Here is a 16,579-nt window from a genome sequence, read left to right on the forward strand (position 1 = left end):
GCGCTCGCCGATTCCTGAGGGAAACGGCTCGCGTAGAACAGTGGCCACATGTCAGAGTATTGGCTTCCTGTCAACGGTTGTACGGTCACCGCGTCTTTGTCGAATGTAACGTTCTGGATCTATCTGGGCCCGTTTCGAAGATCGACGTAACGGTTCTCGGTTCGCTCGCGCTTACTACCTGTGGCCGCGAGTGAGAGGAACGTCTTGACACAACCGGATCCAGCAAGGGTCAGCACGACGGTGCATCAGATCACGAAGATCGTCGCTGCCGCCGGGGTCGCCCTGACCAGGGCGCAATTGATGGATTTGGCCAGGAAGAGATTTCGCGGGCAGCACCCGAAACGACTCGAAGCGGCAATTACGGAGGCCGTGCAGGCCGGCGCCCTCCTCTTTTCCGGAGATCGCTTCACTGTGCCGGAGGCCAAGGAAACGATTTCGGATGCGAAGGCGGGCGTTCCGGATGACGGCGCGCCGGTGCGCGCCGTCATCGTCGATGTCGAGTCCGTCGTCCGCACCACCGCGACCGAGCCGTACCTCGAGAAGCGGATTTTCCAGATAGGTGCCATCAGGCTGGGAACGGATTCCGAGTGGGTGCGAGCGGAAAGCGACTTCGACGCCTTCGTCGAGTTGCCGGCTGGCGACGCTTGGCAGATCCGGCATGACCGGCTACGGGCACAGCATGAACGACGTGCTGTACCTGTGCAGGAGGCGTTGCTGGCGCTGCAGTCATTCTGTGCCGAAGCTGACATGCTCGTCACCTATAACGGGACAGTCGCCGATTTCCCTTTGCTGGAGGAGACCTTCCACCGCGAAGGCTTGCCTGTGCTCGCTCCGGTGCCGGTCGACGCCTACTACCTGGCTTTGGCGCTGTGGCCGACGGCCGAGAACCATCAGCTCGGTCCGCTCGCCGACCGGGTTGGCGTCGATCGCGCCGACTTGAGCTGGCACAACGCGATCGACGACTGTCGTCTGCTGGAGCGGTTGCTGGCACGAGGGGCTCAGCTGATCACCGGCTGGGATCGAAAGGTGCTGGATCTGGTCGCTTCGGCCTGCCCCGATTCGCCGGCCTGGTTGCTGCTGCGTCATCTGGCCGACGGTGGACGTCCGATAGGCGAGATCACCCCGCATGGGCAGGGCGACGTCGCGAACATCATTTCCGCGCAGCTCGCGAACCATGCTCCGCGACGGGTCGACGAGCGCGTGGGTATTCGTCCGACGCTGCACATCGACACAGGGTTGCGTGGAGAAGACCAACGGATCGATCCGATCGCGTTGGCGGAGGTGGCACATGGCGTCGACACGAAGCGTCGCCCAGCGCAAGAGCAGATGACCACGGCCTTGCATCGGTGGGTGGACGAAGGTGTCCCCGCGCTTGTCGAGGCGCCGACCGGAACGGGAAAAAGCTTCGCGGTTTTGGCCGCGGCGCTCGACTGGTTGTCCGGGGCTCCTGATCGCACAGCCGTCGTCACGACCTTCACCAAGCAGTTACAGCAGCAGCTTGCCGACGACGTCGCCAAGCTGGATTCGGTCGTACCAGGATTGCTCGAAACGAGTGATCTTGTAAAAGGGCAGGTAAACCGCCTCTCGCTTCGCGGCCTGACCGTCCTGCTGGCCGATGCGTCGACCGAGCGTGGAAAAGGCCAGTCGAGGCCAGGGCAGCGCAACAGGTTCCTTGACCGGCCGGTCTTCCGAGAGCTTCTCGTCTACTTCCTGCTGCGGCTTTTCGCTTCCGACGACGTGCGAAGCGGTTGGCTCGCGCGGTCGGTCGATTCCGTCGACGTCCCGGCGTTCTTCGGCGAGTACGCGGGTCCTGCGTTGCCGATCTGGTTGGAGTCGTTGTCACAGGCCAGCAACGGTGAATACCCGGCGGGCGCAGAGGTCGGCGCGGCAGCGCACACGGATGTCGTCAGAGAGGCCCTGACCTCACATCGGCTGATACTCGCCAACCATGCTTTGCTGCTGGCTCACCTGGATGACCTTGATGCGCTCGGCGCGAAGACGATGTTGGTCGTCGATGAGGCTCATCAGCTCGAGGACGCCGCCACCGGCGCACTGACCGCTACGGTTGACTACCGTTCCGTCGAAGACCTGCTGGTGGAATTGCAGACGTGGGTCGATACGGCCAGACGCGGACACGCGCGCGAATCCGTCAGTGAGGCAACCGGAAATCTCGAGGCATTTCTTGATCATGAGCAGCTTCCCCGTGTCGCCGGAATGGCGTTCGACGCCTGCGGGGCGGCAGACGGCGCACTGGTCGGAGCCCGGATGGTCACACTGGCGAGCGCCTACATGGGGATGGGCGGTATACCGCAGTCGCGACAGCTGGCGGTGTTGCTGACACGGCTCGGCGGGCTTTGCCAAGCTGTGGTCGGTGCCCTCGGCGCTTATGAGCGAGCACACGAGCAGGTTCTCGATTTCTTCGAGCGTGAGCGTGTGCAGACGTTGCTCGCCAGGTGCAAGCACGTTCACGAGTCGTCGGCCTCCGTTGTCGACGATCTGAACTCGATCGTCGGACAGCGGGGCGGCTCCGACGTCCCGGCGAGCTCAGCGGCGGAAGTAGCCGAGGACGAACTGCCGCTCGACGGCGAGGCGGAGCTGACCGAAGAGGGCGACGAGGACGACGAGGACCCGGTGCTGGGCGAACTGCCGCCGGGTACGTCGAACCGGGTCGTGTACGCGGAGGAAGTCGGTGCGCTGAAGGAGGGTTTGCGGCGCTACCGATTCCGGATCGCGAGCAGTCCGGTGGAGCTGTCGGCCGACGAACACTGGCAGCAGTTCCTGACCGCGTTCGACCGGACCTACTACGTGAGCGCGACGTTGCGGGTGGCAGGGAAGTGGGACTTCATCCGCGGCAGGCTCGGGTTGTCACCCGGCATCGCGACGCTCTCGCTCGCGACACCGTTCAACCTCGGGAAGCAGTCCACCCTCGTCTGTTTCTCTGACTTCCCGTCTTGGGCGGAGCAGAGCGAGGGCGCCATGCGCACGGTCGCGCACCAGCTCGCCGGGTATGCCCGCGAGATGGTCCGCCCTGCCGAAGGAATCGAGAACCAGGTAAGTCGTGGTGGTTTCGACGGCGGGGCGTTGGTTCTCACGACAGCGCGCTCGACAGCGGGCGGGATTTCCGATCATCTGGCGACCGACCTGCGACGGCGTGGTGACGAGACACCCGTGTTGTCCACGTTGGTACTGGGCAACCACCGTGGTTACCGTGAATTCAACGACCGCGAGTACGGCGGCGGCTTCCTGGTTGGTACGAAGGGCTTGTGGCAGGGCGTCGATATCGATGTCCCGGACCGGCTTCGCTTGGTATGGATCAACAAACTCCCTTTCGCTCCCTTCGCCGCGCCCGTCATCGCGGCACGACGCGAAGCTGTCAAAGCACGCGCGGAGGCAGCACGAGCCGAAGACCCTGATGCGGTCGCGACCTTGAACTACTACCTCCCGCTGGCGGCTCTGCAGCTCCGGCAGGCGGTTGGCAGGCTGATCCGATCAGAACGGCATCGCGGCGTGGTCGTGATCAGCGATCGCAAGCTCGCCGGCAGATCCGCGCTGCGCCGGGCCTACCGCGACATCTTCCTGGGCTCACTGGACGACGACCCGGAGCCCGGCTCGCCTGGGCTGCTGAAGCCGGATCCGGTCACCGGTGAACGGGCAGGCGGGAACGTCGTCACGATGGCCGAAGGCTGGGCTCACATCTGGCAGTTCTTCGCTGCCGAAGGACTGCTCGAGACCGGGCATGCCGAACAACTGCGCACGTCGGAAGCGCTGCACGAACACACGTTGCTGCCGCAGACCCGGCGTATTCGCGAACTGGAGATGACCGCAGAGGAGGTCACGCGGCATCGCGCTGCCGGTTCGCTCGAGTTGGAGGTGCTCGAACGCTCCGCCGTCGTCGGCGGGCTGTTGCGCTTGTCCGATGAGCCCGCGGATCTCAAACCGGCTCAGCGGGAGGTCATCGGTGCCGTTGCCGCCGGCCGCGACGTGCTCGGCCTGCTTCCGACCGGTTTCGGCAAGAGCTTCTGCTTTCAGCTTCCGGCCTTGGTGCTGCCCGGTATGACGATCGTAGTCTCGCCGCTTGTGGCGCTGATGCAGGATCAGGCGCTGGAGCTGAACCGAAGCATCGGCGGGGCGGTCCGCGCCTTGGTGGCGCCCATGCGGGAGTCGAGTTCACGCGCGGGCAAGACCGAGGTCGCCGAGCAGCTCAGCGGCGTTGCCGACCATGGGATACGCATGGTGTACGTGTCGCCCGAGCGGCTCTGCCAGCGACGATTCCGCGACTTGGTGCGGCGGGCCGTCGGCCGGGGGCGGGTGACCCGCGTGGTGCTGGACGAGGCGCACACCTTCGTGCAGTGGGACGACTTCCGTCCGGCCATGAGCAGGGTCGAGCAGCTACTGGCCGATCTGCGCCGTGACTTCGGGCTGCCGGTTACCGCCTTGACCGCGACGGCGAACCGTACGGTGCACGCCGGACTGCGGAGCGGCGTCTTCGGACTGTCCGAGGAGGTGGATGGTGAGGACGTCGAAGCGGCGGAGGCGGCGACCGGGGGCTTGGTGACCGTGCGCGAGAACCCGATCCGTCCTGAATTGGCGATCTTCCGGAGAAGCATGGGGCGAGTGGGACCCGCCATTGCCGCCGGCCTCGCCGAGGAGGTCGTCGACAAGCTGAAAGACCACGCGATCTTCTACTGCCTGACAGTCAAGGAGGTCGTCGCGCTCCACGCTCACCTGCGGAACTACCTCGGTGACGGCGGGGCTCGGGTACGCCGATTCCACGGCAGATTGACCGAGGTCGAGAAGTCGGCGGTCATGACCGAATTCCGGGAGGCGCCCAGGAAGAACGAAGAAGGCTTCGTTCCGCTCGTGATCGTGGCGACGAGCGCGTTCGGCCTCGGCATCAACCGGGCGGACGTGCGGACCGTGTTCTGCGTCAGCACGCCAACCGACCTCGCCGCGCTTTACCAGCAGATCGGGAGGGCTGGTCGCGATGCCGGCTCGACTTCCACCGACCCGAATCTCGGCTTGACGTTGCTGACGACCCAGGGGTTGCGCACGGTCGCGTTCATGACCGCCAACGACCTGCGCAAGGAGTTGCTCGAGCGGATGGGGCAGGAGGTCTTGGCCACCCGTGGTGTGCTCGACGCCGGACAGATCGCCGACAACCTGATCGGAGCGGATGTCGCCGCCGGTGAGCTTTCACTTGACGAAGCCCGCCGGAGCAGGACGGCTGAGAACTACGAGGCAGGCGTCGTCCGGGTGTTCGCCGCGCTCGCCGGACTGGGCGCGGTCGTCGACCTCGGCGATTTCCCGCCATTCTGTGCCGTCAAAGCCGGTGAACTGCACGAGCTGGCCGGTGGTTCGCTCGACGACGTCGAGGCCGCACTGGTGGCTGCCGTGCTGGCTTTGCCCGCCAGGGGACAAGGCCTGCACCGCGTCAAGCTGGATGTTCACGGCCTTGATCGGCACCTGGAGCGGACGGTACCCGGGTACCGGGTGCTCGTCGACGACGTGGCCGGCACGTGGCAGCTGCTCGCGGACCTGCACGACCGTGGCGTGCTCGATGTGAGCGCCGCACCGTCTCGGCGGCTCGTCACCGGACTCCGCGTCGTCGATTCGGTGCTGCCGCGCGGATTTCTGGCTGCGGTCTTGGGCAAGGCACAGCGCGCGGCCGAGGAGATCAGACTGCTGCGAAACTTCCATGAGGACCTGCCCACGTGCGCCAACCGCAAGTTCGCCGACTACTTCGGGATCAAGGACCTGCCTGACGGGTGCTGCTCACATGCGGGAAATCGGTGCTCGGCGTGCTGGAATGCGGGCAACTGGCCACTCGAGGACAGACAGTCTCCTGTCGTTCAAGCGTTCCTGACGGAACGGCCGCGCGCAGCAGGACAACGTGTCGACGCGGCGGTCCGCCGTCAACGGCTCGACGAGCAGGTTTCACGCCTCGTCTGGGACGTCTTCCGAGGCGTGCACCCACGTGACCTTTACCGTGCGCTTCGCGGGGAGGACTCCTACTTCCATCCGCTTGCGGGCCGGCGAGTGCGGTTGCGGACCGGACTGCGGATGAGTCGTTTCTTTGGTGCCAATCCGTCGGTGCGGCTGTTCGATATCGAAGACTCACTGGCCCGCTTGGCTGCCGACTCGAAGGTCGTTCAGACAGGTGCGCTCTGGCGTGACACCGGACATGTGCGGCGTGCACAGGCACGTCTCGCCGTCACAGGCGCTTCACCGAACTCGGAGGTGACGATATGACGGAGCTGGACGTGGACTGGGAGCGTGCCGCCGGATTCGATCACGAGGACGAGCCTCCGCAGCATGACGCGGGTCTGGTGTGGCAGCCCTACGCCGACCCTCCTCTGGTGACATCGAGCATGCTCATGGGTCTCGACGCGATGGCGGACGAGGAACGGCAGCGGCTGTTCCGGTACCTCGCCGCTCTCGTCGACGCGCGGAAGACTCCCGTCCATGTCAACGTCGCGTTCAACGCCGTCTACTTCGGCTTCGACGTGACCGCGGGCGGCTATGTGCACGGCGCGCTCCACGAGCTGTTCTCTTTCCCGGAAATCCATGTGGGAGAGGAGAATGACGCTTTGCCCGTGGGCGCATTGGTCAAGATCACCGCCGGCGGCCGTCCGTTCTTCGCCGAGGTCGTCTACAAAGAAGGAGCACACCCGGAGCTGCAAGAGGACGGCTCTCTGCCCGCTTGGGTTTCAGGCGCTCCCGCCGGTGCCGTTGGACCTGGTCAAGCGAACTCCGATACCCGGCCGTTGCTCAGCGAGCTGCTGGTCATCGACACCGACGCGTTCGGACCGGGTTTCTCGCTGAAATCGTCGCAAGTGGACAGAGCGAGACGAGCGGGCCGCGCGATGAACGCCGACGGTCACCTGGTTTACAACGCCCGGTACGCCTCGCGCGAAGACGCTGACCTGGACGAGGTGTCCTACTACGCGCGGTATCTCCTCACCCGCGGTCGCGATCAGGTGATGAGCGCCAGTGCCCCGATGTCGCTGGGCTCACTGCTCACGCCTGACGCCGGCGAGGAGCAGTACCAGGCCGCCGTGCTCGGACTGCTGAACACCATTCGTGACGCTCTCTCCCGCCTCGACGACCAGCTCCGGACCTGGCATGGATACGCGTTTGGCCGCGCCGCGTTCGGTGCGAGGCTCACCGACGACGGACCGCTCGGGGAGTCGGATCTGGGAATGATCGCCACACAACTAGGACGAAGCGCCGTCCGGGACCGGCCGCCGCGCTGGGCGATACAGCCGAAGCCTGCCTACCTCGCGATCGGTCCGCGGCTTCGGCAGATCCAGGGTGCGGGGCAGTGCTTGGTCGGCGTCGGTTACGCCGCGGCCGTGTGTCATGCCAACTCGGTGATCAGCGACTACGTCCGCCGTGACTCCGATGAATCGACCGGGTTGCTGCCGGGCGGCATCAGCCTGCGGCTCGACGACCACTGGCAGGGCGGTGGAGTCTGGCGATCCGCGGCGCCTGGCGGCGCGGAAGCCTTACTCGACATCACTCAGCCCCTGGGCTTGGGATGGTCGTCGACCTTGCCCGAGGTGGGACCCGCGGCCGAGCCGGACTTCGAGGATTCCGCGGACCTGCTCGGCGCACCAACCGATCTTGTGGTCAAGGACAGCGAAATCGCTTGGACTCAGCCCCTGCGGCTGAAGTACCTGCAAGAGGGCTCCTTGCCCCTGCCCGACGGTGTCGCCGCCGCCATGCGTGGTGTGGCGCCGCGACTGCGGTTGATGCTGTCCCATGACGGAGCTGAGCTGGAGACCTGCCAGCAGGTCCAGAACACGACCACCGAGCTGTACGCACCCGCGCCGCGGCTGAGCGAGATCGATTGGCCGCTGGAGTTCTTCGTCGGCATCGTTCTGACGTGCAGTTGGACGCGGGGGAGCAGCATCGTGCGAGCTACGTCGACGTTGCTGGAGGAACCGGTCACCGTCGACGGTGAGCTCTACGAGCACCGGTTCGACAGGTCGATCCTCACGCGTGAGGCCGCGCCTGGTGAAGGCAAGCGTGGCTCGGCAAAGGAAGGCAGCTCTACCAGCATGGCTGGAGCGCTGACCCTGCCGGAACGCGTCTTGCGGGCTGTGCGGCGGCTGGGTTTGCTCGACAGCGACGGGCGGGCGGTGCTGACCAGGACGAGGCTGGGTGTCGCGGTTCACGGGGAGAGTACCGAACCCGGTCTCGGCGATGCGATCGATGAGCTGATCCGCGATGGCCGGCTGCGTGCGGATCTGGCGGGTGTGGACGAACTCGGACTGTTGCGCTTCCCCGCCGAACCAGGCCAGCGCGAGATCGAGGTCCTCGTCTACGAGCCGTCCGTGGCGGTCGCGAAGGCACGGCCGAGTACTACGTCGTCACCCCGCACCGTCGAAGCGCGGTTCCTGCGCAGTACCAAGGTGACAGGGCATGTTCGGCGAATCGGTCATCTCGGTCGCGTGGCGAGCGAGGAACAGAAAGCGGCTTACCGGGCAGAAATGGAACGGGTCGGGAACGGTGCGAGGGAACTGCCCCCTGGCTTCACGTTCGTCACCTCTTTCACCCGCGGGCGCTGAAATCGAGTACGCCCGCGCATTCGATTCCATATCGCGATTTCGTAGCCAGGAGGATGTATGACCCAGCGTCGACCTCATACCGCGTGTTCGCACGGTGATGCCGGTCGTCCGTACCCCGTCGTGGACGAGCAGGAGTGGCCGCTCGGGCAGAATCCTGCCCGCGATGAGGCGCTGGCGCAGCTGGAGCAGGTGTTGACGCCGTGCCGCGAAATGCTCGCCGCGGCGATCGAGCAGCTGACCGCGGCCGACGTGATGAAGGCGTTGAAGTCCGTTCCGCTGCAGTATCGGGGTTCGGTGTTCAAGCCACTCGGCCTGAACATCAAGCCGCGTCAGATCACCAGGCAGATGAGTCAGGACACCCGAGCGCTGCTGCTACGAGGTGCGGACGACGATGTCCGCCGCGCCGCGCGCATGCTGACGACGAAGGTCTCCACGGACATCGATCATGCCGTGTTCGATGGCGCTCAGCCGGACCCCGAGGAGAGCTGGGGCGCGGCGCTCTGCCAGGTCGCGATCTGGGCCGAGCGTGGTACCTCGGTCCGAGACTCCCGGGTTTGGCTGTGGGCGTGCGGCCGGTCGTGGTTCGCGTCCGCGCAGCTCACCGCCACCCAGCTCGAAAACATTGTGGGCGCCGCTCGGCGAGTCATCGACGCGTCACCAGCCGTCGAGTCGGCAGCGGAGGAGATGCCGGCCGTCGGCGACTCTTCGGAAGATCTTCATGCTGCGGTGGACGGTCTCGAACCGATCTTCGAAGACGGTGCTGTGGCCGCACGGCGGGTCGCCGAGCAGCTGAGCGCTAAACAGGTACCGGCAAGCCAAGATCTGGCCCGCCTGGTGCGTACCCGGGAGTCTTTCGACGCTGTGACGTCCATGCTGCGCGATGCCGGGCTGCCGGAGCCCGGCGACACGCTCGGCAGTCTGAGGGTCGCGATCGACCAGGCGTCCGCTGAGGAACGGGATGGTGACCTCCGGGCGACCCTCGCCCTCGTGCGCGAGTTGACCGCGCCGCCGGAGGAGCCCATGCTCGCGGCTCAGCTGGAGCAGGCACAGAGCGCGGCGGCCGAGCTGATGAGCGAGGCTCGCTGGGACGAGCAGGCGCGACAACGGGCTGAATCGCTCAGCCTGCTCATCGACCTCGCCGTGCCTGCCAGGGGTGGTCCGGCACCGATGGAACTCGCGATGCGCTGGTCGAAGGCCTGGCCTGAGTTATCGTTCCTGGCACTCCAGGCGGCGCGGCTTGCCCTGACCGAGGCGGAGCCCCTTGCGGCGGAGCCCGCCGAGGTCCGGCTCGACGAAGCGCCCGCACCGCCCGCTCAGGTCGTCGAGGAACCTGCCGAACCGGCAGTCGTTGCCGCCGAAGAAGTCGAGGACGAGGCGCCCGATGCGGAAGCCCCCGTCGCGCGTGACCTCGCTCGCCTGGTGGCCAGCGGGCGGTTCGGCATGGCCGCCGCGATCGGAGCGGCCGAGTCACGGCCGGAGGCACAGCTGGCCGCACTGCGGGTGGCTGCTTTGGCCGACGCGGTCCGCTTCCAGCACGGTGCCGTCGCCGCGACGCTTCGGGACGAGCTGTCTCAGCTCGAGCCGGACGGCGTGGTCGCGGACCTGCCGAGCCTGCTTCTCATCGTGCCGGCGTTGATCCGTGCCGCGTTGGTCACCGGCGAGCCGACGACCGGGGCGTTGCTCACCGACCTGGGCACCCGTGTGGAACCGAATCTGAAGGTGGTCGCCGAGGAAGTCGGCCGCCGTGCCCTCCATGGGGTTCTCGCCGATTCGCGAGCCCTTGTCGCCTTGGCCGACGTCGCAGAGAGCGAACGGACCTTGCTCACGCTGGCGGGCACGGCTAAGCAGTTCCGGGTCCGGCATCGCAAGTTCCGGTTCAAGCGGGCGACCGATATCAGCAAGGTGTGGCTCGGTTCGGAGGGCATTCTCGGCCGACCACTGGGGATCGTCGAGCGCAACGACACACGCGCTGTCGACGAGGTCGCCGCGGACATCGAACGTCTCGCGGACAGCGACTACGTCAAGGACGAACTCGACGCACTGGACGGCCAGTACCAAGGAAACTCCGGAAAACCGATCGAGGGCGCCGGGCGCCGCGATCTGCTCGACCTCGCACGAGAGGCGCTGACCCCGCTCGCCGAGTGGGTGACGGTCGTCCGTTCACTCAGTCGTGACAACGGCCAATCCGCTTGGGGCACGGGTGAAGTCGCTGACATGAGGACGGCCGTGCTCGGCCGGAGCGACGCGGTGGCCGAGGCGCTCAAAGATCTCGCCGGACACGACGACCCGATGATCGCGGCCGCCGCGGCCGCCGCGATCAGCTCGCTCGACGAGACTTTCGCCGTTCTCCGGGGCGCGCGGACGCTCGCCTCTGTCGAGCAGGCGCCCGAGTACGTGCTCACGGCCGAGCTCGCGAAGGTACCCGGCGCCATGATCGACAACGAGCAGGTCATCCTGCCAGCCGGGGCCACCACGGCCGAACTTCGCGACGCCGCGGAGCGCAGCTGGGACGACGCGCTGGCCTTACACATCGACGGTGAACGTTTCGACGTGGCGTGGTTCCTGCTGGCCAAGGCTGAGGCCGGTCGTCTTCCGGCAGGCGACCTGACCGACCGGGAAACCCAGGCGAAGACGGTCGAGGCAGCCGAGCAAGCGTCACGGGAGGCGCTCCGCGGCGAGCTCGAGCAGTTCGCGGTGGTGCTGGGACGAGCCCGGTCGAACGACGAGATCGCGGAGGAACAGGACGGCGATCTGACCGGCCTGCTCGAGAGCGCGCGCAGCGAACTGACGGAGGCCAACCTGGCGGCCGTCAGGCTCGCACTGGAAAAGCTGGACACACTGCTCGGTGCCTATCGCGTCGAAGCGCGAGTACGGCTTGAAGCCCGTATGGAAAAACTCGCACGTGATGGCCGAGTGGACGAGAGCACATCCGCGCGGGTCGCGGACCTCATGACCAGCGGACAGCTGTCGACCGCGGAAGAACTCATCTACTTCCTCGAGATCGACGAGAAGCTCCCAGAGATCGAGGAAGCCGAGGATCTGCGGCAGTTCGTCCCAGCCGTTCCCGAAGCGCTGACCCGTGGCGTGACGGCCGAGCTCATCACGCAGGTCCGGAACCGGGATGTGATCGGTACCTGCTCGGTGCTGGACTTCACCCAGATCAGCGAGACCCAGGCGCAACTCGCCGCGGAGACACTGCAGGGCTGGCGGGACTTGTCCTCGACAGAGCCAGGCCAGCGCTACAGCATCAGCGAGCGGTCTCAGCTGCTTCCCGTACTGCGGCTGATGGGTTTGGGAACCGGGCACGTGACCCAGCTGCCCGAGCTGCCGCGCGGACGTGACCGCCGGTTCGTCGAGGTCGCCGTCACCGGCCAGGTGGGGCGGGTCCTCGTTCCCGCGTTCGGGTCGAAGCTCGGAGACAGGCTGCGGGTGCTCCTCGCGTGGGGTCAGCCGAATGCGGAACTCCTGATGAGCTGGGCAGACGGTGACACGTCGGGCGAGAGTCTGCTCATCACCCATTTCGGCACGATGAGCATGCAGACCCGGCGCGATCTCGCCGTGCTAGCCGCGAGCCGGACCGCACCCATCCTCGTGCTGGACGACGCGGCCCTCGTCTATCTGGCGGCGCACAGCGGCGGGCAGATGACGACGACGCTGAAAGTGCTCCTCCCGTTCTCGGGTGTGAACCCGTACCTCCAGAAGCGTGGCGTCGTCGCGCGGGAGATGTTCTATGGGCGCGACCAGGAGCGCCGCAGTGTCCTCGACCCCGACGGCACCCAGCTCGTTTTCGGTGGTCGCGGCCTCGGCAAGTCGGCACTGCTGCACAGCGCGGCTGAACACTTCGAAAGCCAGAGCCGAGCCGGAGGTGATCGTGTCGCGATCTACCTCGATCTCAAGGTCGTCGGAATCCGGGCCAATTCGTCGAAGGACCAGAACGCGATCTGGGACGCGCTGCTGGACAAGTTGCGGCTTCGAGAAGTCCTTCAGACGCCGCGTAAGAACGCCGGCCGCAAGTCATCGCGAAATCACGTCGAGCACGGCGTGCGAGATTGGCTGGAGGTCAACACCCAACGGCGGCTGCTCGTCTTGATCGACGAAGCCGATCAGTTCTTCGAGGCCGACATGCCGCACTTCAACGAGACGGCCGCCCTGAAGGCACTCGGCCAGGAGAGCAACGGACGGGTCAAGGTCGTTTTCGCGGGTCTGCATTCGGTTCAGCGGTACGCCAAGAAGGCACGCAACGCGCCGTTCAGCCACATGGCACAGCGCCCGACGGTGATCGGGCCTCTCAAACCGCAGCACGCGGCGAACCTGTTGTCGGAGCCGCTGGCGGCGCTGGGATTCGAGTTCGAGGACCCGGACCTGGTGAACCGGATCCTTGGCTACTGCTCGTACCAGCCGTTCCTGCTCCAGATGTTCGCCAACCGCCTCGTCGAGGAGATGCACGTCAAGCGGCGTGGCGGGGTCCTCGGCGTCGACGAGCCCCCGTACGCGATCGCCCGCCATGACGTCGAGGCGGTCGTGAACCAGGCCGATCTTCGAAGCGACATCCGCACGGCCTTCCGAGACACGCTGAACCTCGATCACCGCTACGGTGTCATCGCTCACGTGCTGGCGCACTACGCGTACGAGCACGGCCTCGATGCCCGGCTGACTGACAAGCAACTGCGCCAAGAGTGCCTGGACTACTGGCCGCAAGGCTTCGGTGACCTCGATGTCGAGGGATTCCGTGCCTATCTCCAGGAGATGACCGGCCTGGGAGTGCTCGCGCCCAACAACGATGGCAGGGGATGGCACCTGCGCAGTGCCAACGTCCTGAGCAGGATCGGAACCAAGGGCGATGTCGAGGCCGAGCTGGTCTCGGCGGCGGAACTGTCCGTTCCTGGCGAATTCCTTGTCCTCGAATCACGGCAGGAGCTGCCGAGCGGCCGGACCTCGCCGTTGACCGCGGCGCAGACCGACGACGCACTCGGCGATCACAACAACCAGGTGCGGGTCGTGCTCGGTTCGCCTGCCACCGGGATCGAATTGGTGAGCGAAGCCGTCGAGGCCGCGGCCAGCGTCGGAGATCGGTTCACGCTCCCGCGCATCGGTGGTAGTCGGCGAGAATTCAAGGCGCAGCTCATGGAAGGGCGACCGGGGGAGTGGCGAGTAGTCCTCGACGACCTGGTCAGCGTGGCGCCGAACGAGGCGGCTTGTCTGGAAGCGCTGGAACTCGCGCAGACACTTCGGCCGATCGCGGCCGGTGTGACCCGGTCGGCGGTGATCGTCGCCGGGCCGGAGCAAATGCCCTTGTGGCGTAAGGTGTTCGAACAGGATTCCACGGACAGCCAGGTAGCGGGCACAGTCTTGCTGCGCAGGTACACCGCCGCGACTTTGCAAGTGTGGTCGATGGACACGAACATGTTCACCGACAAGGCCGCGCGGGCCCGGCTGCTGCGGGTCACCGGTGGCTGGCCCATGCTCGTGGAACGGGTCCAACAGCTGCTCAAGGGAGACGGTTCGTCGCCAGGTGCGTCGGGAGTGGACGAATCCGAAGCGCTGGGACAGGTCGAAAAGCATCTCGAAACCGCGGCCGGGCGAAAGGAGCTGTTCAGTGCCTCCGGCCTGGCCAGCGACGGCCGGCTCCTGCGTGCCTTCACCGGAATCCTCGCGGAGGCAGGGGCCGAAGGGCTGACGCGGGCGGATCTTGACGTGGCCGCGAGTTTCGTGATCACCGCACCGGAAACGGATGTGGAGTGCCTCATGGCCCTCCAAGTATTCGACTTTGACGGTGGCGTGTATCGGCCGGAACCGACGTTGGTGCGCTGCTTGCCCGGCTAGGGACAGTTACGTGGCGGCGAAGTCGATCGCGCCTGATCCTCGGTCGGGGGACAACCTCAGATGAGGATCAGGCGTGATCTGGTTCGCTGGGCAGCCGCCTCCGCTCAGGGACTTTCCTACGGGACCGTTCGCTTCGATCCAGCCCAGTTCGGCGAGCTCGGCGAGGAGCCGCTGCGTTGGTGCGGCGGCTTACTCGACGGAGCAGTCTGCCGCGCCCACCTGCGCGTGGGCCCCCGCGACGTCATCGGCGGGATCGTGTTTCTAGCCACTGCGGCGGCGGCACTGACACTGGGGCTGATCCAGCATGGTGTCTGGTAAACGCGGAATGGAAGCGGATGCCGGACCGCGTTTTGAGGATTTTGCGGAAGGTTGCGGTTTAATTGGTGTGCAGAACGCGCTCAGGTGTCGTACGTGCTTGGATCAGATGCAAGATCATCTCGTCAGAAATCTGAGCAGGTACTCGCTGATGCGACTTCTCTCTTCAAGTCTGGCCGCGTACGGGCACACATACCCGCTTCTGTCACTGGCCATCGCCGCGGCTGAGCAGGGGCACGAAGTCTCCTTCGTGACCGGGTCTGCGTTCGAGGTCACGCTGAAGTCCTGCGGCGTGGAGTACATCCCCGGCGGTCTGGACATGGTGTGAACCTTCAAGGGCGCCAACGAAGAACATGGTCTGCCGGCGGTGGAGGAGTTGACGCCGGAACGAATCGCGCTGGGGTTCGGCTCTCTCCTGCCGAAGGGGCTGGTCGCCGACCTGGGGCCGATCATCGAGAACTGGCGGCCGGACCTGGTCGTACACGAACTCTGCAATGACCGCCGAACTCGTCGCCATGCCCTCACCGCACGACATCGCGAGTAGGTTACCGGACTACGCCTGATCAGGATCTCGCCGAGCCTGCCGGGCCGGAGGTGCGCCTGACGACGAGCCTGGGCGGGCTGACGAATTCTCCGGTCGGCTCCGTATGGCCTTCGGCTCGGGCGATCGCGCGTCGCACGGCGGTGGTGGCTACTTCGGCGGAATCCTGGCTGCCGAACACACCCCCTCACCACCCACGGTGTCGAGGCCATGGTGGCCGAGCTGCTCCCCGAGAGCGTCTGGCACACTGGCGACCGCGTTCTGGAAACCCCGTGCCCGATCAACCTCGCCATCGACTTGCAGGGCCGCGGGCTGATTCTGATCCGCCGCACCCGTCGCGCTGGCCGACCACACCTTGCCCCCGGTCCTCGTCTATCCCCTCGCCCACAGCCAGCCACCGGTCGCCGATCCCCAACTGCTGCGACAGTCCTCGACCACTCACCTTGACGGTGGCCAGCGCCTCGAGGAAGCCGGCCAGCACCGAGGCGTGCAAGTCGGCCCGATCGCCGCGATAGTGCCCCGCGAGCCGGCTGGCGCTGCGCACCAATGTAGGCCCAGGCTGGAACAGCCCCGGCCGACAGCGCGGCTCTCGAAGGCTCGACGGTGTCGCGCGCGTCTGCTGGGAAGTCACCTCAGCAGCTTCCAAAGCGGACAAGCGCAACGATCAGAGGAACGAGGCGGAACTCGCTCGAACGAGTGAATCCCTTGCATCCCAGCTGGTTTCGTTGTTGCAGCTGGCAAAGCCGGTACGCGCCGGTTCGGGCGTGGTGAACCGCGTTGTCGCGTGTCCCGTCATGAGCACTCAGGAAAGTCCCTCAGTGGCGCCAGAATCAGAGGAGGAGTGTGACCAGTCCATCAAATCATGACGACACGGCCGATGTGCTTGTGCTGACGTCGGCGATATGCCGGTTGACCGACGCGGTCGAAATGCTCGCCTCGCGGCAACCTCGCGACGCGCAGGCGTTGATGACCGCGGACGAGCTCGGTCAGCTGCTCGGCATTTCCCCACGCACGCTCAAAGACCAGGCCAATGCGGGCACTTTCCCGCACCGGCGGTTCGGGAAGCACTACCGATTCAGCCGCGAGGACGTGAGTGAGATCACTCGGCTCGCGGCTCGGGGTGTCCATTTTCGGCCGAGACATCTCCGTGTGGCGTGACCGATCGTGACCGGTGAGTTCGATCGATACGAGAGAGGAATGTGGTTGTGGCGTATGGACAACTTGACGGGCAGCGATGGCGTGCTCGGTACAAGCGTCCCGATGGGACGGTCGGGAGCCTGTCTGGGTTCGACTCGAAGAAGGCGGCCAAGGAGTGGGCCGGTGACCAGGA

6 protein-coding genes are annotated in these 16,579 nt (G+C 66.0%); all 6 read left to right on the plus strand.

Going from position 1 to position 16,579, the window contains the following annotated elements; genetic code table 11:
* Nucleotides 1–240: 240 nt before the first annotated feature.
* The 6 genes from BLV57_RS01080 (at nucleotide 241) to BLV57_RS01105 (ending at nucleotide 16,407) form a co-directional block, all read left to right on the plus strand.
* Nucleotides 241–6,249 carry a DEAD/DEAH box helicase gene (locus BLV57_RS01080; RefSeq protein ID WP_091285413.1) on the plus strand — a complete coding sequence of 2,003 codons (6,009 nt, stop codon included), beginning with the start codon at nucleotides 241–243 and terminating at the stop codon, nucleotides 6,247–6,249.
* Nucleotides 6,246–8,570, plus strand: a complete 2,325-nt coding sequence (locus BLV57_RS01085) for a hypothetical protein (RefSeq protein WP_091285416.1) — start codon at nucleotides 6,246–6,248, stop codon at nucleotides 8,568–8,570. Before BLV57_RS01080 ends, BLV57_RS01085 begins: the two co-directional genes overlap by 4 nt.
* Before the next feature lie 120 nt (nucleotides 8,571–8,690).
* A complete protein-coding gene (locus BLV57_RS01090) occupies nucleotides 8,691–14,393 on the plus strand; it encodes an AAA family ATPase (RefSeq protein WP_143046942.1) in 5,703 nt (1,900 codons plus the stop codon).
* 466 nt (nucleotides 14,394–14,859) lie between these two features.
* Nucleotides 14,860–15,036: a glycosyltransferase family 1 protein gene (locus tag BLV57_RS01100; protein WP_143046943.1), complete on the plus strand. Its 177-nt coding sequence runs from the start codon at nucleotides 14,860–14,862 to the stop codon at nucleotides 15,034–15,036.
* Between the two features lie 48 nt (nucleotides 15,037–15,084).
* Complete coding sequence (locus BLV57_RS43145; protein WP_176968460.1) at nucleotides 15,085–15,252, plus strand: hypothetical protein; 168 nt, start codon at nucleotides 15,085–15,087, stop codon at nucleotides 15,250–15,252.
* Between the two features lie 840 nt (nucleotides 15,253–16,092).
* Complete coding sequence (locus BLV57_RS01105; protein ID WP_245757085.1) at nucleotides 16,093–16,407, plus strand: helix-turn-helix domain-containing protein; 315 nt, start codon at nucleotides 16,093–16,095, stop codon at nucleotides 16,405–16,407.
* The last annotated feature ends 172 nt before the right edge of the window (nucleotides 16,408–16,579 follow it).

The sequence above is a fragment of the Amycolatopsis xylanica genome (genome assembly GCF_900107045.1).
GTDB lineage: Bacteria > Actinomycetota > Actinomycetes > Mycobacteriales > Pseudonocardiaceae > Amycolatopsis > Amycolatopsis xylanica.